Below are 25,441 nucleotides of genomic sequence, written 5' to 3'. Positions count from 1 at the left end.
GCACCTCACGCGCGCGACAGTTCGACCAGGATGATCGAGACGAAGCCGATCAGTCCCAGGCGCTTGAGCTGTTGCTGCTCCTCGGGTGCTGGCCGCAAGCGCAGCACTGCGGTCCAACCGGCGAAGATTAGGGTGTACAGCAGGGCGCGCCAGTAGGCGAAATAGGGTGACTTCACCCGCGCCGGTTCGAACCCATCAAGCTGGGCGTCGGTCAGGTGCAGCAGCGCCATCCAGGCAATCAGCAACATGGTCACGATGGCGCCGAGGATCAGCAGGACCTGGATGAGTGTGGTCCTCAAAGAAATGGGCATCATGGTGCACTTCTCCCCTGTTCAGCGCGGCGCAGGCGGTCCGGCTGCGGGTCGCGCTGATCGATGCTTCGTGAGGCATCGGCGCCACCCGCGTGGCGATCGAGGACCAGGCTGGCGGTGTTGGTGGCCAGCAACTGGCGTACCTGCAGTTCCGTTTGCAGCAGGCGGATCTCGCGCTCCAGCGTTTCGCCATTGCTGTCGAGGGCGGTGGTGGCGGGCTGCGCCGATGCCACATTGGGCTCACGGCTGCCGGCCAGCAACGTACGCTGCAGCAGCATTGCCTTGTAGATCACACTCGACAGCGCGGTCTCACTGGCCAAGCGCCGGGCCAGCAGGTTCTGGTCAGGGTCGTCGCGCAGACCCTCGATGACCCCGCGCGAGACGGGCAGCAAAGGGCTGGAGACTTTGCCAAGGTTTTCCGGTGTAGGCTGCTCAGCGCCCGACAGCATGCGCTGAAGGCCTTCAAGGTGCTGCGTGTAGGTTTCCTGGATCAGCGGCGTGAGGCCTGTACCCGCGCTGACGCGCAACGTCTCGCAGTCATCACAGGTCTCCACCTCGGTTTCTCCGAGCACCCGAGTGGCCCATTCGGAAGCCTCCTCCGGGGTCGACCAGGCTTGGCAGATCGCGCCAGTCTGACAGCCCGAGCCGATGGCCGAGGAGTCCTCGACCGAGCGGTTGTGCAGCAGGTTATAGCCCGCCTTGACCACGTCTGAGGTTACTCGGATAGGTTCTTGACCATGGCCACCGGCTTTCTGTCCGCCGACCCAGCTGACACCGTTGTTGCCATTGTTCGATTCGGTGTTTTTCACCGCCACCACGGCATCCCCATCGGACTGCTCCAGGTTGTGCTGCATTTCCTGGTTCTGTGCCAGCGCTCCCCAACCGGCCTGGTCCACCTTGTCCGCCATTCTGGCCGCCATTGCCTGGCAGGTGAGCTTTGAGCGGTCAAAGTCGATGCGCCCCTGCAGCACGCCGTTGCTCAGCAGCTCATACAGCCCAGGGTTGGCGCGCTGGATGATCATCGCCGGCAAGGACATCACCGCCTGTGTGGCGTTCTGGATGACGTTGCCCATAATCTGTTGGAAGCCTTGAGTGGCACCGTTGAGCTGGTTCTGCAGGGTATTGGACAGGTTCATGTTTCCGCACATCATGTTCGCGCGCCAGGACAGGCCCACGCCGAGCCCGCTGGGTCGGTAGAGCGAGGAGGGCGCGCCCGCCGCCGATCCGCCGCCGATGGTGTACATCACGCGGTCGTCCAAGACTGGGCCCTGGTCGCCGAGGTGGTAGTTGCTTTCGGCGGCATGGCCCACGGCGCACACGAGGAAGCATGCCAGTCCGAACGAGAGGGTGTTCATGACTGGCCGCCCTCAAAGTCGATGCTGAACAGGAAGGTCTGCCCCATGCGTTGGCAGCAACGGTAGGGCCGCCACAGCGACCAGGCATAGGCGCCATCGGCACTCTGGATCGTCGGGCTGGGGAAGATGGCGCAGGTGTTCTGAATCACCGGTGCGAGCAACTGCCAGCGATGGTTGTTGACGTTGTTCTCCATCACCGGCTGTGGCGGCCAATAGCCCGGCGAGGGCGTTGGCTGCAGCGGCAGATAGACGTGCGGCTGGCCGCTACGGGTGATGAAATCACTGGCACGTTGCGCCATCACGGCGGCGGCTTTGAAGTCGTCGGCCTGGACCAGAAAACCCTGCCGTGGGTAGACGTTGCCCCACATGTTGCCGAGGGCCTGGCTGCCAATCTCGCGCATGCCTGGGATGAGTGCCTGCGGGTAGACGGACTCGGGGATGGCGTGGCGCCAGGCCAGCGGATCGAGCGTGCTGAGGTAGTAGGGCGCAAGGGGCACCGCCCCGCTCGGACACGCATAGCCGAAGCTGTGAGCCAGGGTTGTCAGTGCCGCGCCGCCGGGATGCCCGAAGCCGTCGACATTCTTGAAGCGCGGCAGGTTGTTGCGCTGCGGCGAGGGCGTGATCAGGTTGCCCCCGCCTTGCGACGCGGGCGTTGGCGCTGAAAGGGCAGACATCTCGCCCCAGGGGTTGCCGCCGGTGTCGGAATAGCTCGACACCACCAACTCGGGAATGAAGTGACGGACCTTGGGCGAGGTTCGCACCGCGCAGCCGAACGGGGTGCAGAGCAGCCAGTAGCAGATTCCGACGATTCGGTACTCCAGGCACTGCAGCGACGTGACGGAGGCAATGATGGCGGGGGTGGTCAGCGCCAGACACTGCTCGGCAGCCACGAACAAAACGATCGCCATGAACGCACGGCCACGATCAGTCTTCTTGGGCTGTGGTGCTCTGCATGGGGTCGTGACGGTCACGTTCATGGGCAGCGCTCGGCAGGTGGCAGCGGTGTGCATCCATGCGCCAAGCTGCAGCATCCCGGATCAGGCAAAAGAACGAGACGAACAAACCGAGGCCGAGGTGATCGTTTTCGCTAGTCGCTCAACTGAAGGCTGCGAGTAGTGCGAAAATACCAATGGAGTACAAATGTACTCCTGTCGATTTTCATAGAAGGAAAGGGCTTTGAATTACGCTGGTACTGTGGTGTTCACGACATGCCGCGCAGGCGATCAATCTCCGCGGCGACCTGCAGAGCGGCCTCGAGCTCGGACTGCTGATGCGCTTCCATCAGCCGCCAGCGCTGAGCTTTTTCCTCGGGCTCGGTCATGGCCAGGGCAAGGTACAGGCTCGGCGGTACCGCGCGAAACAGCGTCTCCAGCTGCTTTGAGAGCACCACGCCCTCGGTGTACTTGCCCGAGGCCTTGCTCGCCGACAGCAGCAGTGTCTTCTGCGCCGGCGTGAGCTTCTTGAAGCGGGCGATCTCCTCGATCTCCGCTGGCGGCATGTTCAGGCAGATCCACCACTCGATCATGTTGAGCATGGTCTGTGCTGTATCGGGGAAGTCGGCCAGGTTTTGCGTTGCCAACCAGAACCAGGCGCCGAGCTTGCGCCACATCTTGGTGCCCTTGACCACAAAGGGCGCCAGCAGCGGATTCTTGGTGATGATGTGGCCTTCGTCGGTGACCATGATGATCGGGCGACCGAGATACTGGTCGCGTTCGGCCAGGTTGTTCACCGTGTTCATCAGGCTGATGTAGCTGATTGACATCTGCGCTTCATAACCCTCGCGGGCATAGGTGGCGAGGTCGACGATCGTGACATCGCTTTCTGGCCAGGGTGTACCGGGTCGGTCAAACAGCGCGCCCTCGAAGCCCTGGCAGAACAGGTCGATGGACTCGGCCATTTCCTGGGCCCGCTCGCGACGCTTGTCGGGCAGGTGGGCGTCGCTGGCGACCGCTCGAAGGGCATCACGAACATGGCGTGTCATGACCTGCTGGTCGCTGGCTGAGCAGTGCCTGGCCGCATCGAGGATGCACTCGCGGATCAGGCTGCGGTCTGCTCGGGTGAGTCGCGCTTCTTCCTTGGCTTCGCCGCCGGTGATCATCAGGCGGGCGGTAATTTCCAGCTCGCCCAGCACGTCGCGTTGCTCGTCACTGTCCGACGCGACCTCATCCAGGTCCTCGGTCGACAGGCTGGCGACCTGGTCGGGGCGCTCGATCAGCCGCCGAGCATCGGCAAAGGGCGCCAGACTCAAGCCGCTGCCCGGTTTGAGCTGGACCTTGTTGACGCTCAGCCCGAGGGTAGCGAAGTAGTCGCCCTGCAGGCCGAAGGAATTGCCGGCTTCGACGATAAACAGCCGGGGTCGGTACACGGCCATGACCTGCATCAGGATCGAGACCAGGGTGGCCGATTTGCCGGCGCCGGTCGGGCCGAACAACAGCAGGTGGCCATTCATGGAACGGTCGAAGCGTGACAGCGGATCGAACGACAGCGGCGCGCCACCTCGGTTGAAAAAGGTGATTCCCGGATTGCCGGTACCGATGCTGCGTCCCCACAGGGGGAGCAGGTTGGCGACATGCTGGGCAAACAACAACCGGGTGTACCAGTTGCGCGTGTCGCGGGCGGGGTTGTAGACCATCGGCAGCCAGCGCAGGTAGCTGTTGCACGCGGCGACTTCATCGCCCTCGCGCACCGGCTGCAGGCCGGCACCGAGCAGCACATTGGCGGCCTGGATCGAGCGCTGGCGCAGCTGCTGTTCATCAGTGCCGCGCAGGTACAGCGCCAAGGTGCCGCGGTACAGCTTGTGCTGGCGGCCGATCAGGGCACGGGCCTCTTCCACATCCTGGCGAGTCTGGGTCGACGCAAGGTTTTCGCCGATGGCCTTGCGCGCCAAGCGGTTGAGCTGCTCCTCGAGCACATCCTGGGGTGTGATGACCAAGGTCAGGCTCAGGATGGACTGCTCGGGGAGTTGATCGAACAAGGCGTTGAGCGCCTCGCCTTTGCGGGTCTCGCCGGTCAGCTGGCCAATGTGAGGTGGCCTGCGCAACTTGTCGACCACCATCACCGCGTGCGGCTGCTGATCGAAGTACCACAGCCCCTGCTCGCTGTCCGAGCGTGGCTCATGGAAGAACAGTCGCTCGGCAAAGTCGTGGTCGAACGGCAGCGACAGGCCATCGCCGTCATCGGTCTCCGGGTAGGGCACACGTCGATAGAACGCCGCCGCTGATTCGCCGGTGAGGATAGGGGCCGGGTTGAACCAGGGCAGCAGCCAGGCGTAGAAGTCACGCCCGGTCAGTCGGCGAGGATTGACCCCGCAGGCCTGCAACGAGGCCATCAGGCGGTCACAGGTCCTTCTCAGCAACTGAGCGGGGTGTTGCCCTTCGTCGTTGGCCTGGTCACCGAGCCAGCGGTAGATCACCAGCCGAATCCGCCGATTGCTGCCGCGCCAGGGCAGGTGCGAGACGACATGATCGTCAAACAGTCCGCCCGGTTTGGCAATGGCGTCGAGGTGGCGCTGCATCGAGGCGAGGAAGGCGGAGGTGAAGGGTGTGCCTGTCGCCCGTGGTGCAACGTATTGCTCCAGGCGTTCCAGATAAGGGGAAAAATCATTGTCATCCTGGCAGAAAAACTGCACGACCCAAGGCGCCTGGTCGAGCTCGTCGAAGCTGTCCTGCAGCGCATCCTCCAGCGCATCGCGCGCCGCCATCAACCATTCGGGCTCACGGCCCTCGGTGCCGATCGGCTGCAACTCGAACACGGCGCCGACCGAGCGGTTGTCGTCGAGCAGAAAGCACTGGTCTTCCTCGAGGTATTCGACCCAGGGCAAGTGGTCGGTGAAGCTGGGGTTGTGCGCGTACTGAGCGGCTTCATCCTCACGCGTGGCTCGCCGGCGCTGTACCGCGCGCCAGGGCTGCCAGTGCGGCGGGGCGCGATCTGCGTCATCGTCCATCACAGATCGTCCAGGCGTTCACCGGGCAGCGCGTACTGGACCTTCTCGTACAGTGGGAACACGGTCGAGTAGCCGGGCACTGGCGCCTGCTGGGTGCCGGCCAGGTGCGGGTAGACGTACATAACCAGGTCCGGGTTGGGCAGGCGTGGGAACTGGGCGCGGATCTCGTTGGCGGCCGTGCGGGTGTAGGTGCTCTGGTCTTTTATCAGGCGCTCGGGATCGAGCACCGGCCGGCGCAGCTCACCGCGGGCTTGCTGCAACAGCTGCTGGGTGCCGACCGAGCCGCCGCTGTTCCAGATATCCAGCATGGTTTGATCGCCGTGGGGCAGCATTTCGTCCTTGCTGGTGGTGCAGCCCGCCATGTGCAGGCAAAGCAGTAGGCTAATCCAGGTCCAGTACCGAAACGGATGGGCTTTCATGGTTCACTCTCCGGCCTTTGGGTTCGTAGTCGATGTTGATTTCGTGATCCAGGTGCAACGCCACTTTGGCCCCTGGTGGAACGTAGATGGCGGCAAAGGCTTCGCCGTAGAGTTTGTTGACCCAGTCACGGATGTCGCCGATGCCACCGCTGATGACCGAGTTCAGCGCGCTGTTACCGCTGTTCTGGGTCAGCCCCAGGCTGCCGCTGGCCGAGTTGATGAACGAGGTGTTGGCTTGTTCGCTACCCAGCGCTGCCGCGAAGCCGGCGCCGGCCGCAGTGATCAGGCTCTGGCTGCCCAGGTATTGCTGGGCGTTGGAGCGTCGCTCGCCGGCGATGCAGGGAATGCCATAAGGGTCGGAGATATAGCCCAGGCCACCGCGGATCTTGTCGGTGTCCGAGGTCTGGGTGCTGCTGGGATTGCGGCTGGCCACCTTCTGCGGCTGCGGCACTGTGCGCACGGTACCGTCGCTGAAGACAAAGGTGATCGACTCGACCTGGCCGCGCACGCAGGACAAGGTCCAGTCGCCTGCAGCGGTACCGCTCATGACCGCGCCGACCACGTCCGGTAGGTCGATACCGTTGGCGGTAAGGTTGTCCGGTCCCACCAGCACCTTGAACGGGTAGGGATCGTTCACCGTGCCGTCCACCGGCACCCGGCCAATCAGAGCGGTCATGGCGATCGAGCCCATCAGGGTCGAGTTTTCGGGGAGGGTGTAGACCGGCTTGACACCCTCGGCCCGATCCTGAGTGTTTGCCAGGTCGCGCTCGCCTTTGGCTACGGCACGTAGATGATCCTGGCCGCGGTCGATCGCGTTGTTGTCCAGGCCATGCAGATCCTTGAACTTCGACGTCAGCGCCGACAATGGCCCCTTGGCGTTGCCGGCCCCCTCCTGGCCGGCACGCGTATTCGACGGCTCGATCCACTTCATCGCATCGGCCGGTGGTTGTACCCCAGAGAATTGTTGCTCGTCACCCGGCTCGAGACCGAAGCCCACGGGCACGTCGGACTTCGCGGCCGGCTTGCTGGTGAGCTGGTCCTTGAGCCTGGACAGCAATCCTTGGGTCTCGCGGTGTTGCTGCTCAGCCTTCTGCCGAGCATCGTTCGCCTGCTGGCGTTGCTCGGAGACTTGCTGGGTGACACTGCTCAGCGTGCTCTGGATACGGCTGTCGATGTTGCCCTCGCGCGTGCGCAGCCGGTTGTTCTCGGTCTGCAGTGCCTCATTGCCTTTCTTCAGTGACAGCATCTCGCTACGCATCGCCTTGACCTGCCCGATCAGCGTGGCCACGGTATCGCGCGGCGTGTCGCCGGCTATGCCGAGTGCTTTGGCCTGTTCCGGACTGAGGGCGGCGTTTTCGGGATCATGGGCAGGTTGAGCGTCTGTCGGAGACACCCAGGATTTGCCGATGATCAGCACAATCCCCAGCAGGACCGCAGGCACCAGCCATTTCAGCAAACTGTTAGCTTTCATGATCGGCAGCCTCCGGTGCAGGAGGTGGCAGCAGCAGCGCGTGTTTCAGGTCGCCGCCCTGGGTAACGAGATACGCCACCGTGGTGTCTTCAGGCGTGCCGGCGCGGCCGAGGTATTCGTGCTGGAAGGTGGCGGCGTACAGCGTGGCCTGTAGATGACGCGGGTCCAACGCGACCTTGGCCGACCCAAGGTTGACGATCTTCACCGCTGTCACCCAATAGTCACCCAGCCGCCAGGCCGCGAGCCCCTTGATGGCCACCCGCTCGGTAGGCAGGAGCGTGCTGAACGCACCAGACTCGCCCAGCGGTACCCGGCGCACACCGGGCAATGGCGCCACGGTGCGCAGCGGCGCGTACAGGTTCTGCGCCGCATAGCGGGTGAGCACGACGGGTACTGGAGTCGCGACCGGTGCTGACTCCGGCGTTGTTTCGACATCCGATGCCGGCGCCTGGGCCACAATCTTGACCGGCTCCAGCGACTCGCTACCTTCGAGCGCTTCGATGTCGATCAGGATGATGTCCCCCGACTTCACCGACTGCAGCTGTAGTCGGGTAGGGGGTATGGCTTCAGCCGCGAGCAGGTACACCGTCCCGCCGGCGGACTGCACGCGCAGCTTGCTAGCGATTGCACCGGGCAATCCCACGCGAACATCCTCATCCAGCATCAGGATACGTTCCTGACCCACCGTCAGTGGCACGGCCAGCGGGAGGCGGTCCCAGTATTTGAGCTCAACGGCACCTACGGCTGAACACCAGCCGGTGATCGAGACCAGGATCATGATCAAGACACGCATCATCACGTACCTCCAGGCAACGTTAGCTTCTGCGGTGTGCCTTCGTAGCAGTCCAGGGCCAGGCCCCACTTGTTGTGCTCGGGATCGACGTCGAAGCGCACTACGCGCAGCGGGTAGCGCACCACCACGCGCTTCACCGGCTCGGCGGCGTAGTACTCATCGGCATTGAGGTCGAGCTTGACCAGCCAGCTGTGCTTATCCAGCTGCTTCACCCGCAGGCCGGGATCGTCGCTGTAGCCGCGGCCCAGCACCTCGTACACGCCGCGCACGCGGCCGCGCAGTTCGCCGGCGGCCTTGCGGTACTCGAAGTCGCCGTCGAAGAAGGTCTTGCACGCCGGTGTCAGGTAGGGCTGCAAGGCGAAGATGGCACGGTGGTAGTCGACCTCGCCATCGGTGGGCCAGCGGTTGAGCTGACCGAAGATGTATAGGGCGAAGGCGTAGATGTTTTCCGGCGGCACGTCCCACCATTTGCGGGTGCTACCGGAACGCAGGTCGGGTGGCACGTGAATGGTCAGTTCGGCGGGGGCGGACTGCCAGCCGTACCAGAGCCCGGTGCACAGCAGCGCCAAGGTCGCCACCGCCAAGCGCAGGCTGACGATATGCGCTTGCTGCGCATCCACTTTATTGCGGAAGCGACTCATGAGGCGGTCCTCGCAGGCCGGCGCGTGCGCCGGACCGTCCACGGGCCGGAGTACAGGATCAGGTACTGAGTGCCGATGCCCCAGTGCACCGCCAGGTGCCACTGCAGGTGTCGGTACAGCCAGGTTTCGGGACGGGCGCGTTTGGCACGGCGCAGCAGCTTGCCGCCGCCGAGCAGTACCAACGCCATCCACAGGAACATGCAGGTGGGGAGGGTGGCGATGGAGACGGTGGCCACCGCCAGCGGCGCGCCGAGGACCACACCCAGTACGGCACCAACAATCAGCGCGACCCACATCTCGTCGTTGGTGAGACCACGCAGGACGGCCGGATCGCGGTTGAGGCGTTCCGGCAGGAAGGTCAGCGTGCCGTCGGGGAGGGTGGCAGGGGCGTCGGACATGGAAACCTCACAGGATCGTCGCAGCTTTGGTGAGGAACCACAGGATCACCACCACTAGCAGCGCGCCTACGCCGACCACGGCACCTAGGTCCTTCCAGGTCTTGCGCTGGTTCTGCACGTCGGCGTAGACGGTGAGCGAATGCCAGGCCACGCCCAGGAAGGCAAGGGTGGCAATCAGCAGCCCGAGTAGGATGCCGCCGTCGTAGGCGTAGTTCTTGATGGTGTCGATCAGGCCCGAACCCTCGCCGCGCGAGGGCGCTTCCATGGTCGGCAGGTCTGCCCAGGCCAGGGTTGAGCTCAGCAGAACCACACCGCCGAGCAGGGTTTTCGAACAGGTAGTCCGCAGTGCGGCGAGCGGGCGATGGCCGCGACGGGAGAGGTTCATGGCAATTCCTCCTGGTTACGACAGCATGAAAAACATCAGCACGATCAGGGCGAGAGCCAGGCGTAGCATGCTCCCGCCCAGCGCGCCAAAGTTGATATTGCCGGCCGCCCAGCCGCGGTAGCCGGTCCACAGGGCCCAAGCGCACCAGAGCAACGCGAGCACCAGTACCGATGAGCGCCACAGCACCGAACTGAGCTGCGGGGTGAACCCGGCCACGGCAGAAAACGCGCTGAGTTGAGCTTCAGTCATGCTCATTGGAGGGGCTCGAGTGAGGCGCTTCAGTACTGTACTGACCCGCCAGCTCGACCAGGTCGGCTGGCTGCGCGCGGGAGGGCGACAGGTAGTTACGGATGCCTTCACGTACACGTTCGAGGTCGGCCGCAAACCTCTGATAGTCGAAGCGATAGCGCGCTCCAGTGGCACCGTTAGAGCCGCTTGCCGCGCGATCGACCAACTGTTCGATGGCATTGAACTGTCGTTGCACGAGTCCCATATCCGAGCGCTCGCGATTTTCTTGTGCAACAGCCGGGAGTGTTGCTAGAAAAATCACAAGCAACGGGAAGGCATATGTCCTCATGGCGGGCTCCAGAGCAATCTCTGGTCGCCACCATTACTGAGTGGGCGAGTTGGGGCACGAGTTAAAAGGATTCTTGGCCTTTCGCTTTCTGGCGAAGTTGGCCGGACCGGGGTAAGACTGGAGTTCAACCAAGGTGGGGACGATACTAATCTGCGAGCGCTGCTGGCCTCACGAATGCTGCAGCGAACGCCTGAGAGGCTAGCCAGCCATCAGTCGGTGAAGGACAGCTCCGCCTGAACGGAACCTATAGCGTGTGAGGTCATTTTTATTCGAGGATTGCGTGAGCTGGCCGGCAATGGACGTGCAGCTAGATCGTTCCCCAGAGTGGCCTGTAACCCTGGAATTCGGCCATCTGACTCAAGCGCCCGGATCTCGTTTTGGGTTCTGGCGAGCAACTCATTTGCCGCCTGCCCCGTATCCTCGCTCAGCGTCAAAGCCACCAGTGTCAAAGGGCTCATTTCCAATCGCGCGCTGAGCTGTTCAAGTTTGTCCAGTGTGATGCTCGATCTACCGGATTCGAGCTTGGACAAGTAGGTGCGGCTGGTCGTGTCGGCAAATCCGCGCTGGGTGATGTTACGCTGACTGCGTAGTACTCGAAGCACATTGGCAAACGATGACTTTAACGCCATGAAATTACCTGAGGAGTCAGTGATTGGATGCATTTGGCGGCGACTTTAGTTGGGCAGGTGACCCGCCCAGGCCTCTTGGTCGCACTCTATCATACACCCTTGAGCCAGGGCCCGTCGGTGCCAGGCCACTCTGCGAGCGTCTACTTTCGACCTAGGCTGTGTGAAAACCTCGACGGCGGTCCGACTGGCAAAAAGGTGGTATCTCCCAGGCGGCCATAGGCAACGAGAGCAACTCCTTCTCCCGCGGCTTCGCGGTCTCTAACACCACCTTGGACGGCGACGCTCCGCTGACTATCTTGATCGCCGGTTACGGCTCGCTCAGCCAACTGGACATGGCCCAGTACGAGCGCGTGGAATTCCTGCGCGTGCTCGACGGGCTGTACTCGAGCAGTGGCGACCCTGGAGGCACCACCAACCTGGTGCGCAAGCATACAACCCGGCATATCCTTTTATAGCCCCGAAGAACTGTCTAACCGGCCTTGGGGGCGTCCTATCCATCAGAGGTACGCTCGTGGTTGATTGCCAAAACAGTCTGTCACTGGGGCGCGCTCCCCTAACCAAAAATCACCTTGTGATGCTTGACCGGTGAGAACGATCGTTCTACATTGAGTCCATGAGCAGACCAACGATAGATCACAGAGCCCAGATCCTAGCCACCGCCGAGAAACTCATCTACGAAAATGGGATTCATGCCACGGGCATGGATCTACTGGTGAAGACCTCCGGCGTGTCAAGGAAGGGTATCTACAACCACTTCGCTACCAAAGATGACGTCGCAGCTGCGGCCTTGAGCGCCCGCGACGTACGCTGGATGCAATGGTTCAGAACTGAATGCGACAAAGCAGCTACGCCGTACGATCGCATACTGAGTATATTTACTGTTTTGAAAAGCTGGTTTGAGGCGGATGGTTTCCGCGGCTGTGCGTTCATTAACACGGCAGGCGAAGTAGGGGACCCCGATGACCCCATCCGCCAGATCGCAAAGCTTCACAAGCAAAAACTCTTAGACTATACGTTTGAACTGACTGAGCAATTGAACACCGAGCAACCGTTGGTCTTAGCTAGGCAGTTATTTATTCTGATAGAAGGCGCAATCACCATGGCTCGTGTTATGGGTGATTATCACGCTGCTGATAGTGCAAAGCAAGTTGCGCAGATGTTGCTGAAAGAGCTCATGCCCTAAAGCTTGAGCTTCAGAGGCACTACTCACACTTATCTACCCAAATAGACTGGAGTCACTACCATGTCCAATGCCCAAACTCGCCCGCCACTTCCTCCTTTCACTCGCGAAACAGCAATTGAAAAAGTTCGACTTGCTGAAGATGGTTGGAACAGTCGCGATGCGGAAAAAGTCTCGCTCGCCTACACGCTGGATACCAAATGGCGTAACCGCGCTGAGTTCGCGACCAACCGTGAAGAGGCCAAAAGTTTCCTCACCCGCAAGTGGAGAAAAGAGCTGGATTACCGTCTGATCAAAGAGCTCTGGGCCTTTACCGATAACCGCATCGCCGTCCGTTACGCTTACGAGTGGCATGATGATTCCGGCAACTGGTTCCGCTCCTACGGCAACGAGAACTGGGAATTTGAAGCTGATGGTCTGATGCACCGTCGCTTCGCCTGCGTAAACGACATGCCTATCAAGGAAAGCGAGCGTAAGTTCCACTGGCCACTGGGCCGCCGTCCGGATGGCCACCCAGGTCTGACCGAGCTCGGCCTGTAAGTCATCGTTAACCTGATCCTTTTGACCTGGAGGATCAGGTTTTTCGTTCAGAAGCCATGCGTCATCCCTATTGCGGTTTGTGATACACATCAGCGCGTCGTCGGAGGTTAGAAAGCCAACAGGGGGCCTCTCCTTCCAGTCTTCGCTTCGTCGGTCGGGCAAGCCATCATCTTTGCACTTCCCTCTCCCTTGAGTCCTATCGCACGCGCGCGCCCTGCCGCGCAAATTTTCACTGATCAAGATCGCTGGATACTTTTTTAGCCAGCTCAACGAAGACTCGCACCGCCGAGCTTAGAAAGGCGTTTTTGCGCCGCATAGAGCAGCCCGTCGCTGCAAGCGCTCCGGCTCCAGGGTGATGGCCCCCAGTCGTCATGGGTCAACGCAATTCTGGCAGTTAATAAGGTCGAGAGATTCGTCCGGCGAACGATCTCAATCACTGCGCCTAGAGCATTGGCCTCGAACCTTAGGGCGAATTGCTTCCGGCAGAGGGAGACCCGCTCAAGCAAGACCAATCGCCGACCCGTAGTTCAATTGGATTTGCCTCGTCACTGCTTCATGATTGCCCCACCACGATCAAGACGGTCAGAAGCTTAGACAACTGCGGGAGTTTTGACACAGACTGGGTCGATAGCGCACGCTCAAAGATATTTTTTGAACGTCGCAGCTGTGATTGCCACCATCCATCCGAGCAGTACGGCAAATGGCAGCAGCACCCAGTTGGGGTTGAGCGACCAGGGAAGCGAAAGGTAAATTACCCAGGGGCTCACCATCAGCGACGGCAATGTCCGTTTCGCTCGGTGGTAAACAAAGCTGCTCTCCCGGTCTGCCCCGAACTTGCGCAGATCGCGTCGCATCAAGCCATCGACAGCACCGGTTATAACGACCAGCAGGAAAAGCGGCATTGCCAGGGTTAGCACGGCCAGGCGGACCACGAAAGTGAAGACTATAAACAGAGCCGCCAACAAGTAGTTCTGTAGCACGACGTAGGCCTGGGCAAATTGCCCCAGCAGCGACGCCTCTCGACTGAGCAGCTTCAACTGCGTGTCGGATTGCAGCCATCCTGATCGGACCACGACACAGTCGTTCAGGTGCTCAAGGATTTTCGCGGTCGCTTGCGCAGGCTCTTGGACGAGCAACGAACTCTTAAAGTGGCTGCTGAGCCAGCCGAGCTCGGTCTGCCACATGGCATGGCTGTGATGCCAGCCTTGCTCTGGCCAGAACCACAGCATGCCCACGAACTCCAGCACGATGGAAAACATCAGCGCGGCGAACAGCAGCCCGAGCAGCCTTAGGCATAGCTCGAGCGTGCCGAAGATAAGCCCCGGACGTCGTTGTGCGGGAGGTTGGCTGGGTGCGGTGGTGGGCATACGGGCTCCACAGGACTTGATTGTTGTCGGGCCGCTTACGAGGCGCGTCTACGTCCAGGCGGAGGCATCTCTGGATCGAAGTCGACTGTCGGCGCACCTCCGGCACTGGTCCACCAGGTACCCGCATTGGCGTTGTAGGACTCGCGCATGCGTGCAGCCAGGGTCTGTAGGTCCGCTGGCATGGCATCTTCACTGGCCGGTTTGGGCAACGGCATCCGCACCTTCCACAGTTGACCACCTTCTTGAAACGAAAACATCTGTCCCTTCGGCAGGGCAATGATGTGTGCGGGCTCGATCAGCGGCACGGCAGTGGTGGTGACCCGGTCTTGCGAGGAGGAGGTGAAATCGGTATGGGCATCGGGGTCGGCGGTGTCCGTCGCCCCGGAGACCAGGGTACGCGTTTGTACATTGACCTTGGGCAGTTGATTGGTCAGTAGTTCTGCGGTCGCGGTTTCTCGTACCCGCAGCATCTGCAGGGTGTTGAAGTTGCCAATGACTTGGCCGGCTTTGGCCCGGCTGCCGATGCGCGCCTCGATGTCGCTCAAGGTCTGGGTATACGCAGTGACCTGGATACCAGCACCACCGCCCTTGTTGATCAGCGGAATGAACTCGTCGCCCATCAGCTCGTTGAACTCGTCAGCGTGCAGGTTGATAGGGACCTTATCCGCCGCGCTGGAGGAGCCTGGCAGGCCGTGGTCGATGCCATGCTTGTAGATATGGCCGGCCACGGAAACCAGATCGGCAAACATCGAGTTACCGACGGCGGCCGCGACTTCGGCATCGGACAGCGCATCCAGGCCCACGTAGACGATGCCGCGTTTGCGGATGACCTGCAGCCAGTCGAAGATCGGCCGCGGGTCGTCCAGGTCGGTGTAGTTGGGGGCGAGTAGTTGCGCCGTCTTGCCGCTGGTGAGCTTTTCCAGCAACGGTAGGAGCGAGGCGACGATCTTGTCGAAGTAGGTGCGGTCATAACGCACGGCCGAGCGCAGGCCGTCCATCACTGGATCGAAGATGCGCTTGGCGGTGAGGTATTGTTCGATGGCGACTACGCGTTTTTCTCGACCAATCATGTGCCGCGGTATGTTCTTTTCGTTGAGGCGACCCTCAATCTGCACGATCGCTTCCCAGGCCTGCGGATCATGGCGGGCAAAGAAGTGCTGGGCATATTCGATGAACAGTGCATCGATGTTCACCACGTGCCGCTGGATCTGCAGGTAGTCCGGGCGCCGGCCCAGCTCGATCAGGGCGCGGGCGATGATGTTGACAAAGCGCCAGGCGAACTCGCGAAACGCCGCGGAGTTGCCTTCACCACTCAGTTGGCCGGCGATCCGTGTGGCCACTTCGGAGATGCGGCCAAAGCGGCCGATGGCGTTGTAGCGCGCGGAGATCTCCGGCCAGCCCAAGTGAAAGACGTAGAATTCGTTTTCGCGACCAGCTCGCTTTGCATCCGCATACATGCTGGTCAGGAGCTCGGCATCGCCCTTGGGGTCGAAGACGATCACCACTTCCCGCGTGGGCCGGTGGATATCCTGAGTGATGTACACCTGGGCTACCCGTGTTTTACCTACGCGGGTGGTGCCCAGTACCAACGTGTGGCCCACGCGTTCGATCAATGGCAACGAGACCTCCTGCTCATTCGGCTCGACGCCATGCAACAACGGTGAGCCGCCGACCGGCGGCAGCGGACGCACCGGATTGAACGGGCTGTCCCACGCGGTCAGACGGGGCAGGAGCGATAACCCGGGTGGGGCCTTTTCCAACACATGCTCCATCCGGCGCGCCCATTGATAGGCGGCTGACTGGTTGACATAGCGGGCCAACGCTGGGTCCTGCGCCTCGAGTAGGCGCTGGGTGTGCAGACGGGTCCAGCGAAAGCCGCGGCCCATGAACAGGCGTTTGCTACTCACCGGAATCTGCCGGCTGGTCAGCGAGTAGCGCGGCAGTCGGCGGATGTTGCGCCGATAACGCAGGACGATCCGAGCCTCGTTGAGCCGCTTGAGGCCGAACGCGGTGTAGGCCAGGGCCATCCCTGTGCCTACCTCGGGCGACAGTGCCACTGCCCAGGGCGAGTGCAGGCACAAGGCGCCGGCACCCGCGCAGATGCCCACGGTGTACAGCTCCACCGCCGGACGCAGCAGGGATTCCATCGCATGGTCGCCCATGATGTTTCCTCACTGTTCTAGGCCGGTGGGTGTGATGAGCACCGGGTAGTGCTCCAGCTCCAGCCGCTCGGCGATGTCGTCGCCACTCACCGGCCAGATGTTCACCCCAGGGGCTGCCGCCTGGATGCGGCGCAAGGCCTGGACGTCTGTGACCTCGACCGCCAGTCCACTGGCGCCCAGGTCCCGCAGAACCTGCGCATGGCGGGACAACCACTCCAGGGAGGCAAGGTCCTGCCCGACCAGGAACAGCGGCGTGATGGCGGGGAGGTCCAGCGTTCTAGGCGGCACGGTACCCGGCGTGAGGCGCTCGCTGTGCACCGGCAGCACCCATTTCAGTTTGCTGGGATCGGGGGGGATGCTCGAGGCGGCGAGCGCGGTGAGCGGTAGCGACAGACAGATGACCAGCGCCATCAGGTAGGAGCGGTTCATGGCAGCGCCCCTCCAGGAAAAGACGCAACCGCCTCGATACGCTGCCAGTGTCGGCTGAACTGTCTGCGATAGCGCGCCGCCGATGCACCGCCGGCTGGTCGGTGATAGCGGCCGGCCGCCACCACCCAGTCGCCCGTGTCGGCATAGTGCGCGCGCAATAGCGCGGCGGTGACGGCCAGATTCTCACGTGGGTCGAGGGCGTCGCAGGCGCTTGGGTAGCGGTCCGGGTGGTAGCCAAGGTTGGTCTGTCCCAGTCCGACATCGATGCGCTTGGGGTTGTGGTCGGCGAGCGCCTGGCGAAGTGCGGCACAGGCCTCATGGCGGCTGGCAAAGCGCTGCGGCGTGCCGGCAACATTCAAGGTCCAGGGCCAGGGCATGAGGTGACCGCGCAGCGGTGTGCCGCTTTCCTGCAAGGCGATGGCGAACAGCACGGAGGCGGGGATACCGGCCCGTGCGGCGGCCAACTGATAGGCTGGCGGCGGCAGGGCGCCCGCCTGAACGGCGCTGACGCCGGTCAAGGTCAAGGCGAGGATCAGTCGAGGCGCTGCCATTTTCCGTCTACCTGTTGGAAGCGTGCCGGCAACGGGCGGGTGGCGCCCAGCGCGAACCAGCGACCGCGGTCGTGGTTGAGGGTCACCTGACCGCCGCTGACTTGGGTGGGGGTAATGCCAGCGCCACGCGCCCACTGGCGCAGACGCGCATCGTCACCTTGGCTGCCGACCAGGTACACGTCCAGGCGCGCGCCGGCACGCAGCCACTGCTGGGTACGGGTCATACAGACTGGGCAATGTTCTTCCACGAACAAGGCAGTGCGGCTGCTGCTCATGGGCGCTGCATCGTCGCTCATCCCCTGCACGGGCAGCATTCCCGGGAACAGGCGCGCCCAGGCGGCGGTGTAGGCTTTCTGGTAGGCCAGCTCGCGTTCGGCGCGTTTGGCTTCGAGGCGGACCTGCAGCTCGGCATAGCGCTGTCGTTCCTGGTCCGAGTCGGCCTCCACGCCCAGGGTAGTGAGCGGGTCGAGCTGGGGCGACCAATAGTGGCGGGGGCCAGTCTGCAGACGCTTGAACGTAGCCCACTCGTCATCGGTCAGCCCCCAGGCCTTGGCTTGAGTCGCAGCGGAATACTGTTGACCCAGTCGCGTCTGCTCGCTGTACTGCGGGGCAGAGTCGACCAGCGTCGGCGCGCTCCAGGCCGAGCTTACTAGCAGGCCGGCCGGGAGGAAGGTGAGCGAGAGGACGAGGAGCCGAGCCATAAGCACCTCTTCACGGCAGCGGCAGTGTGCGGTCGCCATGATCCGGGACATGGAACACGGCCTGGTCCTCGCGGATCGTACGCAACTGCCAGTTGTTCAGGCTGTCGCCGGGCTGCAGCAGGTGCACAGCCGATAATGACCGCGCACCGGCGGGCAGGGCGGTCACAAACCTGACGGCGCCCCGGGTCTCTATCCCCAGCAGGGTGAAGGGCGGCGTCGGGGCTTTGGCCTTGGTTTTCTGGCCGATGGCCGTAGCCGGCCGTGTGATGGTGGCCGCTGGTACAGCGGGTGTTGACGATAGCTTCTCGAAAGCCACCTCTGCTGTGGCCAGTCGTTGCTCCAGTGCGGTCAAATCTGCGCTACTGGGGCCTCGGGGTGTCGCTTGAAGTACTTTCAGTGAAGCGGTCAGCTCTGCCAGTTGCTGGCTGAGGCCTGTCTGCGCTGAGGCACTCTGGCCTTGCGCTTCGCCCAGCGCTACTACCTGCGGCTGCAGCGTCGCGAGCGTATTGCTTAATGCATCGACGTCGCGACGCAGGGCCGGCACGGGATCGGCAGGGGCATTGCGGGCGGCGGCCTGGAGCTCGGCCAGTTGCTGGTGATGGTTGTATGTTTCGGCGGCGAGCACGGCGGCGCCGAGGCACAGCGCGCCGATCACCAGGGCCTGGAAGTGTTGAACCTTCATGGCGCAATCTCCACGGTCGAGAAGGGTGGTTCGGGCGGAAGTAAGCGCAGGACGTAGCACACGGTTCGGCCGACGGGGTCGATGTCGAGCCGCCAGGCCGGGCCACCGATGATGGTCAAGGCGTCCAGCAGTGTGATCGGGCCGAGCTGGTGGTGCACGGCAGGCAGAGGACGGCGGAACAACCGATCCACCACCCCGCTATCGGGACAGAGTGAGTAGCCCGAACGCTGCAGCACGTGGCGCAGGGCTTCGCCGACATTCGCATGCAGGGCCGGAGCGATTTGCACGTTGATGAGCTGGTACAGGGGCTGGCGCTGCTCCAGCGTCGGCCGCGTACTGACCAAGGTGTAGCGGTCCTGGCGGACCCAAGCCGGTATCGAAGGCTTCGGCTTGAGCGAGGAGAGCGGTGGCTCAGCTGGTGCAGGCGTGGGCGCCGGTGGTGGGGTGTTGCAGCCAACCAGTGCGATCATCAGGCAGAGGACGGGGAGTGGGGAGGTATGCATGACCAGGTCTCGACAAAAGTTGTCGACACCTTGGCGAAAGTGCGGGCGGGTCCCCACTGAAAAACCGAATCCAGTCAGCCAGATTTTCGTCGAGGCCACAAAAAAGGCGCCCATGTGGGGCGCCATGGATCAGTTTTCAGTGAACAGGGGCAGTTCCGGAAGCGCTGCTGCGTCGGGGTCAAAGATCAGAAAACGGGTGTCCGCCTGACCTGCCAGCAGGAGCAGTTGGAGTAACGCGGGCGGTACATGATCATCGCGCAGGCGTGCACGGACTTCGTCGATGCTGCAACTGCGGCTTTCTGTCTCCATTCCTGCTACCCAGGGTGTCGAATACAACTTGCAGCCGACGGCATGGCTGCTGTTGAGTTCAAAGCACTCGAAGAAGCTCGCCGGTGAATTGCACCACGCGCGTACTTGCAGGTACTCGAACGCTTCCGCCGGCAGGTGAGCGCTGCTGATTTCCCAACTGCGGCTGTAGTGCCCGGTGGCGAAGGACAACTGCTCGATCAGGTCGCGTGCAGCTTCCTCGCTGGGGAGGTCGCCGAGGTGCAGCAGGCGTCCGAGGTGACTGCCAATGACCTGGTAGAGCACCGTACTCACCCGGCCGTCCGCCGGGCAGCGCATGTGCACAAGTGATGGCACCCTTTCGCTGTCGGTGATAACGGCATAGTCGTCATCGAACAGGCATGGCCGCAAGTTGATGGCCTCATTGGGTAGCTGGTTCTGGGCCGGGTGCAGCGCGCGGTAGCAGGGCGGGGAGTTGTCGGCATAAGTGATCTGGACGACACGCTCGACGCGAAGATCGTGGAAACCGCGAAGAAACGGGTTGCGAAGGGAAGGGGGCATGATGGTTCTCCGAAGGCGCAGAGGCCACCCCGAATTGGCGGTGGCCCCCTTGGACAGAGGTGGGCTGTTAGAGCCAGCCGTATTCGGCCAACGAAAGCGGGGTGCCTTCGCCGACGATGATGTGGTCCAGGACGCGGACCTCAACCAGGGCCAGGGCCTCGGTCAGGCGTGTGGTGAGTATCCGATCGGCACCGCTCGGTTCCGAGCAGCCGGAAGGGTGGTTGTGGCTGAAGATCACGGCGGCGGCGTTGTGCTCCAGTGCCTTGATGACCACCTCGCGGGGATACACCGAGGCCCCGTCGATGCTGCCGGTGAACAGAATGTCGAAGCTCAACACGCGGTGACGCGAGTCGAGGCAGAGCAGGGCAAACACCTCGTGGTGGTACGGGGCGAGTCGCAGTTTCAGGTAGGCCGCGGCATCGGTGGGGGTGATCAGCTGCTCGCCGCGCTGGAAGTGACGCTGGTCCAGCAACTGCAAGGCTTCGGTGATCAGCGTATCCTCACGGACGCGTTGGGCCAACACGGGGTCGAGTGGGGCGACCCGGTTCAGGGCAGTGTTCATGGGCAATTCCTCGTGGGAGATGGAGCGCCCCCTGGGGGAGTGCCCCAGACTGGTGAAATGCGCGACTCAAAGACGCGTGAAGCGATGACGGGCACCGTGGAGCGAGCTTTGGCAGCCCTCGCACGGTCGGGTGGAAAAGGCCTCGAAACCGGCGCCGGTGTGTGGGTCGAAATCGGCGCTCAGTGGCAGCAGGTCCTGCAGTTGGGTGCGCATATGGGTGATCCGTTGCTCAACTTCAGCCTCGCTGTAGTACAGCGACAGCGCGCTGAAGTCGTCATAGGCGACCGTCTGTAGGCAGTCCTCGCAAAGCCAGAAGATTTCCATGGCAACCTCCGACGTGAGTGAACAACAGGTGCTCGTGGGAGCACCTGTTGTTGGCGGTCAAGCTGCCTCAGGCAGGCTGAGGTACTGCGGTGGATTTATGTGCGGCGGTCGGAGTTGGCTGACGCTGATCGGCGTCACCGCCGGTGTCCGCGTTTTCCGCTTCCGGTTCCTCTGCAGCGTCAGGGGCGCTGGCAGCGTCGGTGCGAGCGGGCGCACGGTAGCTGAACTGGCCATCGACCTTGATCCACTCGATGAAGATCAGCCGGCCTTTGAGGCTGGCGCCGGGTTGCCCCTTGCGCTCGCCTTTCTCGTACAGGAAGGGATCCACCCAGAGGTCGCCGATGCGAAACGCGATCAGGACCTTGCGTTCAGCACGGACGTCTTCCAGGTGTTCACGGATCAGCCGGTCGGCTTCACCACTGGCGACCTTGCAGTCGAAGCGGGTGTACTCGACGTCGTCCGAGGCACCGTGCAAGGCGGCGATGTCGCACGCCATGAAGGCTTGGCCGCGGCGGACCGGGACTTCGCGAACACGGTTCAGGTAACCAATGCCTTGGGTGTGCAGGTTGAAGTAGGTGGTGGGGGCGTTATTGCTTGCAGTCGTCATGATGGCGCTCCTGTTCAGCTGAAACGCGGACCTCCACCGGCCCTGGCGGCGGGTGAGTTCCGCAAGGGGAGGTGCAAAAACGTGTCGGTGTAGAGAGCGCTCATCACCGAGGGGACGGTGACCGTGCGAGCTGCCGAGCGCGCATCGCACTTGGGGAGAACCACCCGAAATGGGCGTAGCCTCGAAGGTTCTAGCTACCTTTACGCTGTCAACGACAGCGGTGTGCAGCTCATCTATAAAACGCGGGCAAAGCCCCGTCAACCGTGGATTGCAGGCGATCTGGGCGGGTGGAAAGCGGTGGCGTTCAGTGGATTCTTGCAGGCGAAAAAATAGCCCGACGGTCATCAGGCTAGGAAGAATTGGACCACCCTTGATCCAGCACTCGGACAGCGGGGTTCGTCGCACAATCTCCCCTGCCGATCAACCTGGATCACCCGACCCTTGTCGTGGTCTGGATCGGAATCAACTGGCACGCATCCGCGCACAAAAGGTGCCCAGTGTTTCGCCGGCGGGCACCGGAGCTGAGCATCGTCGCCGAAGCGGATGACCCCTGCGGCCTGGCGCAAGCCGCACGGGTCATCCACCTGGGGGACCTAGAACACTGAGAAGACATTCGAAAATGCAGTGAAGTGTGGCTCCGAACTCTACGAGTCTGACCGAGCTGCCCGGAGCGAATCGGTCTTGGATCGCCTCGCGGCGAAGGGCACCCTCACTACAGCAGCGCGATGGTGCCTCGTCAAGTCACGGTTTTTTCCCCTGCTTGGGTTTAGCCACCGGCTTGGTGCCCTTGCATTCCGGGTAGCGGGTGCAGGACCAGAAGCTGCCGGTGCGACCCTTGCGCTGACGCATGGTACTGCGGCACACCGGGCAGAGCGGCCCCTTGCTGGGCGGCGGGCGCAGGGTGAGCGAGGCGTGACTGCGCACCAGCCGGGTCAGCCACTCTGCCTGCTTGGCGAGGAAGGTCTCGACGCTCAGTTTCCCTGACTCGATGCGGTCCAGCGCCTGCTCCCACAGCGCGGTCAGCACCGGGTCGGCTACCTCCGGCGGTACCGCCTCGATCAAGGTATGCGCTGCCGCCGAGGCGGCCAGACTGCGTTTCTTCTTGGTCAGGTAGCCATGGTCGATCAGGCCCTGGATGATGGCGGCGCGGGTGGCCTCGGTGCCGAGGCCGCAACTGTCCTTGAGTTTCTGCTTGAGCCGCGGGTCGGCTACCTGGTTGGCGATGGTTTTCATGGCCTTGACCAGGGTGCCTTCCGTGTAGGCCTTGGGCGGCTGGGTGCGTTGCGCGTTGACCGTCGCGTCAATCAATGTCAATGCTGCCGCCTCATGCAGTGTCGGCAGGCGCTGGGTCTGCTCAACTGGTTCGTTGCCATCGCCTTCGTTGATCACCGCTTTCCAGCCGCGAGTCAGGATCTGCTTGCCGCGGGCGAGCAGTTGATCACCCTGGCTGTGCAGCAGCGCCTGGGTTTTCAGGTACTCATGCTCGTGCAGAAACTGCGCTAGATAGCGGGCGCGAATCAACGTGTACACCGCCCGTTCGCGCTCGGAGAGCTGCGCCAGGTCCAGCGAAACAGCGGTGGGAATGATGCCGTGGTGAGCGGTGATCTTGCCGCTGTTCCAAGCACGAGAACGGCGGCAAGGGTCGAGGTCTTTCAGCGCTTGCCCCAGTGACGGCGCGGCCGCCGCCATGGCGTGGAGCACACGGGGTACCTCATCGAGCATGCTCTCCGGGAGGTAGCCGCAGTCGGTGCGCGGGTAGGTGGTCGCCTTGTGGGTCTCGTACAACGCCTGGGCGATCCCCAGGGTCTCCTGCGCACCAAGCCCGAGCTTGGCTGAGCAGACCTCCTGCAGGGTGCCCAGATCAAAGGGCAGCGGTGGGCCTTCACGAACGTGTTCGACCTCCACACTGTGGACCCTAACTGACCCCTGCTGGAGCAGACGTCGCGCTGCTGCCTGTGCGGCTACCTCGTCGATGCAGCGCCCAGCGTCGTCGCAGACAGTGGCGGGCGGCTGCCAGCGGGCCAGAAAGTTCGTGCCGTCGGCTTCCAGCTGAGCGTCGACGGTCCAGAACGGCTGCGGCACAAAGCTCGCGATCGCCCGGTCTCGCTCGACCACCAGGCGCAGCGTCGGCGTCTGCACACGCCCCACCGGCAGCAGACCATCGAAGCCGGCACGGCGACCGAGCAGGGTGAACAACCGGCTCAGGTTGATGCCCACCAGCCAGTCCGCGCGGGAGCGGGCCAGCGCGCAGTGGTACAGCGGCAAGGTCTGCTCGCCTGGGCGCAGGGTGCCCAAGGCCCGGCGAATCGAGGCGTCATCCAGGGCCGAGAGCCACAGGCGCAGGATCGGCCCCTGGTACTGGCAGCGCTCGAGAATCTCCCGGGCGATCATCTCTCCCTCGCGATCGGCGTCGGTGGCGATGACCACCTCGCTGCAGGTGCGTAGCAGCTGCTGGATGACCTTCAGTTGACTGGCGACCTTGGGTTTGACGACCAGCTGCCAACGACTGGGAATGATCGGCAGATCGTCCAGCGACCAGCGCTTGTAGTCGCCATAGGCTTCAGGGGGTGCAGTTTCCAACAGATGGCCGACGCACCAGGTCACGGTGACACCCGTCCCCTGCAGGCAACCGTCGCCACGCCGACTGGCCTGCAATACGCGCGCGATATCACGGGCTTGGGATGGTTTCTCGCAAATAAACAGGCGCATACGCAGGCCCTCTCGGTGGGTACCGACAGGGTGGCGGGGTGGGGAGGGAGCACCAGCGATAATCCGAAGCCGCCGCGCTCCTGTTGGTGTGCAGCGAGATCCGGCAGACGGTTACTTGCGCTGGGCCAGGTGGGTGGCCAGCGTTTGCAGAAACTCCAAGGCAAACTGCTTATCTGCTTCGCCCAGCGCCTTGATGATCGACGTGATCTGCACGTCCTGGTCCTGGTCCTGGGGCGAGGGCTGATGGCCAGTAGCAGCTCATCGGCGGGGCAACCGTAAAGGTCGGCCAGTTGCAGCAGCTTACTCACGGAGAGCTCAACCTGGCCACGTTCGAGTCGCGACACGGCTTCACCGGAGATTTTCAAGTACTCGCCTACCTTCGCTTGGGTCAGACCACGGGCGCGACGATACTCCGCCAACTGGCGGCCAATGTGATGTGGGCTAGGCTCTTTGACTGGCAACGGGGACGCTCTCCAATTCGACCCATATGGTTGACCAGCCACCCAAAGATATGAACGACCCAAAAGGTTGGCTAACAAGCCTTTTAGGCGTATCACCAAAAATAGCTGTATGACCCGCCCGTCAACAGGGAGGCAGCGATTTGCACGGATCAAACCAGAGTGAGGCGGATGTGCTAGCGCTCAAGGCCTATGAGCTGTTCATGGCCACCCACCTGGAACCGGACGACCTCGAGGCGCGCGCCAGGTTGATCGACTGGGTCCAGGAAAGTCCGGCGCACTGGCGGGCATTCCTTGCCCTGGACCAGTACCTGGAGGAAGTGTCGCAGTTGTTGGAGGGTGCCCAACGGGGGAAAGCCCGGCGAGAGTAAAAGCCCAGCAGGCATCGTGGTTGCCCGCCGGGCAGGCTGCACAGGCCCAGCAATATCGCGCTGCGGGCCATGATTCCACTGAGATCCACCCGCTCAAGTCGTCTTGCGCGACGCCTTCTTGCTGGCCCCCTTGCGCTCGGAACCGGCGTTTTCCTGGGCCTTTTCGCGCATGGACACCGACGCCAGACGGTGCGGTAGGATGCCAATACGCCGAGCCTCCACCTTGAAGGTTACCCGGGCATTGTCCTCGCTGTCTTCCCACTCCTCCTTGACCGTCCGACCCTCGACCAGGATGCGCATGCCCTTCTGGAACAGGGTGCTCCAGTGTTCGGCGTCGCGGTGCCAGAGCTCGACTGGGGCCCAGTAGCCGCCACGATCTTCGTAGCCGCTTTCACGCGGTATCGGGTTGTCGAAATACACGTTCAAGCGCAACAGGCGCCGTGGTTCCTCAGGGTTGGTGTTGAACTCCTGGAATTCAGGAATGCTGCCGATGTTGCCTTCGCCAACAAAGAACGTACTCATGCGTG

The 25,441-nt window shown here is 62.7% G+C and carries 30 protein-coding genes and 1 pseudogene; 4 read left to right on the top strand and 27 right to left on the bottom strand.

What is annotated here, in order from left to right:
- Window positions 1-5: 5 nt before the first annotated feature.
- From ACTYOL_RS17065 to ACTYOL_RS17005, 13 genes are all read right to left on the bottom strand, one after another.
- On the bottom strand, window positions 6-314 hold the full coding sequence (locus ACTYOL_RS17065) for a hypothetical protein (protein WP_444756760.1): 309 nt from the start codon (window positions 312-314) through the stop codon (window positions 6-8).
- The gene (locus ACTYOL_RS17060) at window positions 311-1,666 is read right to left on the bottom strand and encodes an integrating conjugative element protein (RefSeq protein ID WP_444756759.1); all 1,356 of its coding nucleotides are present in this window, start codon (window positions 1,664-1,666) and stop codon (window positions 311-313) included. Before ACTYOL_RS17060 ends, ACTYOL_RS17065 begins: the two co-directional genes overlap by 4 nt.
- Window positions 1,663-2,643, bottom strand: a complete 981-nt coding sequence (locus ACTYOL_RS17055) for a TIGR03756 family integrating conjugative element protein (RefSeq protein ID WP_444756758.1) — start codon at window positions 2,641-2,643, stop codon at window positions 1,663-1,665. The genes ACTYOL_RS17060 and ACTYOL_RS17055 overlap by 4 nt, the downstream gene beginning before the upstream one ends.
- Window positions 2,644-2,867: 224 nt before the next feature.
- The gene (locus ACTYOL_RS17050; protein ID WP_444756757.1) at window positions 2,868-5,609 is read right to left on the bottom strand and encodes a conjugative transfer ATPase; all 2,742 of its coding nucleotides are present in this window, start codon (window positions 5,607-5,609) and stop codon (window positions 2,868-2,870) included.
- Window positions 5,609-6,028: a TIGR03751 family conjugal transfer lipoprotein gene (locus ACTYOL_RS17045; protein ID WP_444756756.1), complete on the bottom strand. Its 420-nt coding sequence runs from the start codon at window positions 6,026-6,028 to the stop codon at window positions 5,609-5,611. Before ACTYOL_RS17045 ends, ACTYOL_RS17050 begins: the two co-directional genes overlap by 1 nt.
- Window positions 5,991-7,499 carry a TIGR03752 family integrating conjugative element protein gene (locus ACTYOL_RS17040; RefSeq protein WP_444756755.1) on the bottom strand — a complete coding sequence of 503 codons (1,509 nt, stop codon included), beginning with the start codon at window positions 7,497-7,499 and terminating at the stop codon, window positions 5,991-5,993. The genes ACTYOL_RS17045 and ACTYOL_RS17040 overlap by 38 nt, the downstream gene beginning before the upstream one ends.
- Window positions 7,489-8,295 (bottom strand): TIGR03749 family integrating conjugative element protein, encoded by an 807-nt coding sequence (locus ACTYOL_RS17035; RefSeq protein WP_444756754.1) that lies wholly within the window; start codon window positions 8,293-8,295, stop codon window positions 7,489-7,491. The genes ACTYOL_RS17040 and ACTYOL_RS17035 overlap by 11 nt, the downstream gene beginning before the upstream one ends.
- The gene (locus ACTYOL_RS17030) at window positions 8,295-8,933 is read right to left on the bottom strand and encodes a PFL_4703 family integrating conjugative element protein (RefSeq protein ID WP_444756753.1); all 639 of its coding nucleotides are present in this window, start codon (window positions 8,931-8,933) and stop codon (window positions 8,295-8,297) included. The genes ACTYOL_RS17035 and ACTYOL_RS17030 overlap by 1 nt, the downstream gene beginning before the upstream one ends.
- A complete protein-coding gene (locus ACTYOL_RS17025; RefSeq protein ID WP_444756752.1) occupies window positions 8,930-9,331 on the bottom strand; it encodes a TIGR03750 family conjugal transfer protein in 402 nt (133 codons plus the stop codon). Before ACTYOL_RS17025 ends, ACTYOL_RS17030 begins: the two co-directional genes overlap by 4 nt.
- 7 nt (window positions 9,332-9,338) lie before the next feature.
- On the bottom strand, window positions 9,339-9,716 hold the full coding sequence (locus ACTYOL_RS17020; RefSeq protein WP_444756751.1) for a TIGR03745 family integrating conjugative element membrane protein: 378 nt from the start codon (window positions 9,714-9,716) through the stop codon (window positions 9,339-9,341).
- Window positions 9,717-9,731: 15 nt separating this feature from the next.
- Window positions 9,732-9,971 carry a TIGR03758 family integrating conjugative element protein gene (locus tag ACTYOL_RS17015; RefSeq protein ID WP_444756750.1) on the bottom strand — a complete coding sequence of 80 codons (240 nt, stop codon included), beginning with the start codon at window positions 9,969-9,971 and terminating at the stop codon, window positions 9,732-9,734.
- Complete coding sequence (locus tag ACTYOL_RS17010) at window positions 9,958-10,293, bottom strand: integrative conjugative element protein, RAQPRD family (RefSeq protein ID WP_444756749.1); 336 nt, start codon at window positions 10,291-10,293, stop codon at window positions 9,958-9,960. The genes ACTYOL_RS17015 and ACTYOL_RS17010 overlap by 14 nt, the downstream gene beginning before the upstream one ends.
- Before the next feature lie 209 nt (window positions 10,294-10,502).
- Window positions 10,503-10,955 (bottom strand): helix-turn-helix domain-containing protein, encoded by a 453-nt coding sequence (locus ACTYOL_RS17005; protein WP_444756748.1) that lies wholly within the window; start codon window positions 10,953-10,955, stop codon window positions 10,503-10,505.
- 263 nt (window positions 10,956-11,218) lie between these two features.
- On the opposite strand from ACTYOL_RS17005, the gene ACTYOL_RS17000 reads away from it, so the two are divergent.
- The 3 genes from ACTYOL_RS17000 to ACTYOL_RS16990 all read left to right on the top strand — a co-directional run bounded on the left by ACTYOL_RS17000 (window position 11,219) and on the right by ACTYOL_RS16990 (window position 12,642).
- Window positions 11,219-11,377 (top strand): hypothetical protein, encoded by a 159-nt coding sequence (locus ACTYOL_RS17000; protein WP_444756747.1) that lies wholly within the window; start codon window positions 11,219-11,221, stop codon window positions 11,375-11,377.
- Between the two features lie 158 nt (window positions 11,378-11,535).
- Window positions 11,536-12,105 (top strand): TetR/AcrR family transcriptional regulator, encoded by a 570-nt coding sequence (locus ACTYOL_RS16995; protein ID WP_444756746.1) that lies wholly within the window; start codon window positions 11,536-11,538, stop codon window positions 12,103-12,105.
- Between the two features lie 60 nt (window positions 12,106-12,165).
- Window positions 12,166-12,642, top strand: coding sequence for a nuclear transport factor 2 family protein (locus ACTYOL_RS16990; protein ID WP_444756745.1), 477 nt, complete (start codon window positions 12,166-12,168; stop codon window positions 12,640-12,642).
- A gap of 638 nt (window positions 12,643-13,280) precedes the next feature.
- On the opposite strand, the gene ACTYOL_RS16985 is transcribed toward ACTYOL_RS16990, so the two are convergent.
- The 13 genes and pseudogenes from ACTYOL_RS16985 to ACTYOL_RS16925 form a co-directional block, all read right to left on the bottom strand.
- Entirely contained in the window at window positions 13,281-14,009 is a 729-nt protein-coding gene (locus tag ACTYOL_RS16985) for a TIGR03747 family integrating conjugative element membrane protein (RefSeq protein ID WP_444756744.1), read from the bottom strand.
- A gap of 35 nt (window positions 14,010-14,044) precedes the next feature.
- Entirely contained in the window at window positions 14,045-16,171 is a 2,127-nt protein-coding gene (gene traD / locus ACTYOL_RS16980) for a type IV conjugative transfer system coupling protein TraD (RefSeq protein ID WP_444756743.1), read from the bottom strand.
- A 9-nt stretch (window positions 16,172-16,180) separates the two neighbouring features.
- Window positions 16,181-16,600 carry an integrating conjugative element protein gene (locus tag ACTYOL_RS16975; RefSeq protein WP_444756742.1) on the bottom strand — a complete coding sequence of 140 codons (420 nt, stop codon included), beginning with the start codon at window positions 16,598-16,600 and terminating at the stop codon, window positions 16,181-16,183.
- Window positions 16,597-17,151 (bottom strand): transglycosylase, encoded by a 555-nt coding sequence (locus ACTYOL_RS16970; protein WP_444756741.1) that lies wholly within the window; start codon window positions 17,149-17,151, stop codon window positions 16,597-16,599. The genes ACTYOL_RS16975 and ACTYOL_RS16970 overlap by 4 nt, the downstream gene beginning before the upstream one ends.
- Window positions 17,133-17,852, bottom strand: coding sequence for a TIGR03759 family integrating conjugative element protein (locus tag ACTYOL_RS16965; protein ID WP_444756740.1), 720 nt, complete (start codon window positions 17,850-17,852; stop codon window positions 17,133-17,135). Before ACTYOL_RS16965 ends, ACTYOL_RS16970 begins: the two co-directional genes overlap by 19 nt.
- A gap of 10 nt (window positions 17,853-17,862) precedes the next feature.
- Window positions 17,863-18,534, bottom strand: a complete 672-nt coding sequence (locus tag ACTYOL_RS16960) for a hypothetical protein (protein WP_444756739.1) — start codon at window positions 18,532-18,534, stop codon at window positions 17,863-17,865.
- Window positions 18,531-19,037, bottom strand: a complete 507-nt coding sequence (gene pilL2 / locus ACTYOL_RS16955; RefSeq protein ID WP_444756738.1) for a PFGI-1 class ICE element type IV pilus protein PilL2 — start codon at window positions 19,035-19,037, stop codon at window positions 18,531-18,533. Before pilL2 ends, ACTYOL_RS16960 begins: the two co-directional genes overlap by 4 nt.
- 129 nt (window positions 19,038-19,166) lie before the next feature.
- On the bottom strand, window positions 19,167-19,883 hold the full coding sequence (locus tag ACTYOL_RS16950) for a DUF5983 family protein (RefSeq protein WP_444756737.1): 717 nt from the start codon (window positions 19,881-19,883) through the stop codon (window positions 19,167-19,169).
- Between the two features lie 67 nt (window positions 19,884-19,950).
- On the bottom strand, window positions 19,951-20,445 hold the full coding sequence (locus ACTYOL_RS16945; RefSeq protein ID WP_444756736.1) for a JAB domain-containing protein: 495 nt from the start codon (window positions 20,443-20,445) through the stop codon (window positions 19,951-19,953).
- A 66-nt stretch (window positions 20,446-20,511) separates the two neighbouring features.
- Complete coding sequence (locus tag ACTYOL_RS16940) at window positions 20,512-20,769, bottom strand: hypothetical protein (protein WP_444756735.1); 258 nt, start codon at window positions 20,767-20,769, stop codon at window positions 20,512-20,514.
- Between the two features lie 67 nt (window positions 20,770-20,836).
- On the bottom strand, window positions 20,837-21,376 hold the full coding sequence (locus tag ACTYOL_RS16935; RefSeq protein ID WP_444756734.1) for an STY4534 family ICE replication protein: 540 nt from the start codon (window positions 21,374-21,376) through the stop codon (window positions 20,837-20,839).
- Window positions 21,377-22,117: 741 nt separating this feature from the next.
- Window positions 22,118-24,085, bottom strand: a complete 1,968-nt coding sequence (locus ACTYOL_RS16930; protein ID WP_444756733.1) for a DNA topoisomerase III — start codon at window positions 24,083-24,085, stop codon at window positions 22,118-22,120.
- A 111-nt stretch (window positions 24,086-24,196) separates the two neighbouring features.
- Window positions 24,197-24,546: pseudogene (locus ACTYOL_RS16925) on the bottom strand (helix-turn-helix domain-containing protein).
- Between the two features lie 140 nt (window positions 24,547-24,686).
- Between ACTYOL_RS16925 and ACTYOL_RS16920 the strand changes: the two are divergent.
- Window positions 24,687-24,914, top strand: coding sequence for a hypothetical protein (locus ACTYOL_RS16920; protein WP_444756732.1), 228 nt, complete (start codon window positions 24,687-24,689; stop codon window positions 24,912-24,914).
- A gap of 93 nt (window positions 24,915-25,007) precedes the next feature.
- On the opposite strand, the gene ACTYOL_RS16915 is transcribed toward ACTYOL_RS16920, so the two are convergent.
- Window positions 25,008-25,436 carry a single-stranded DNA-binding protein gene (locus ACTYOL_RS16915; RefSeq protein ID WP_444756731.1) on the bottom strand — a complete coding sequence of 143 codons (429 nt, stop codon included), beginning with the start codon at window positions 25,434-25,436 and terminating at the stop codon, window positions 25,008-25,010.
- Window positions 25,437-25,441 lie beyond the last annotated feature (5 nt).

The sequence above is a fragment of the Pseudomonas sp. A014 genome (assembly GCF_052378495.1).
GTDB classification, from domain to species: Bacteria; Pseudomonadota; Gammaproteobacteria; order Pseudomonadales; family Pseudomonadaceae; genus Aquipseudomonas; species Aquipseudomonas machongensis.
The sequence above is the reverse complement of the archived record's forward strand: the minus strand, read 5'-3'. Positions and strand labels throughout refer to the sequence as shown.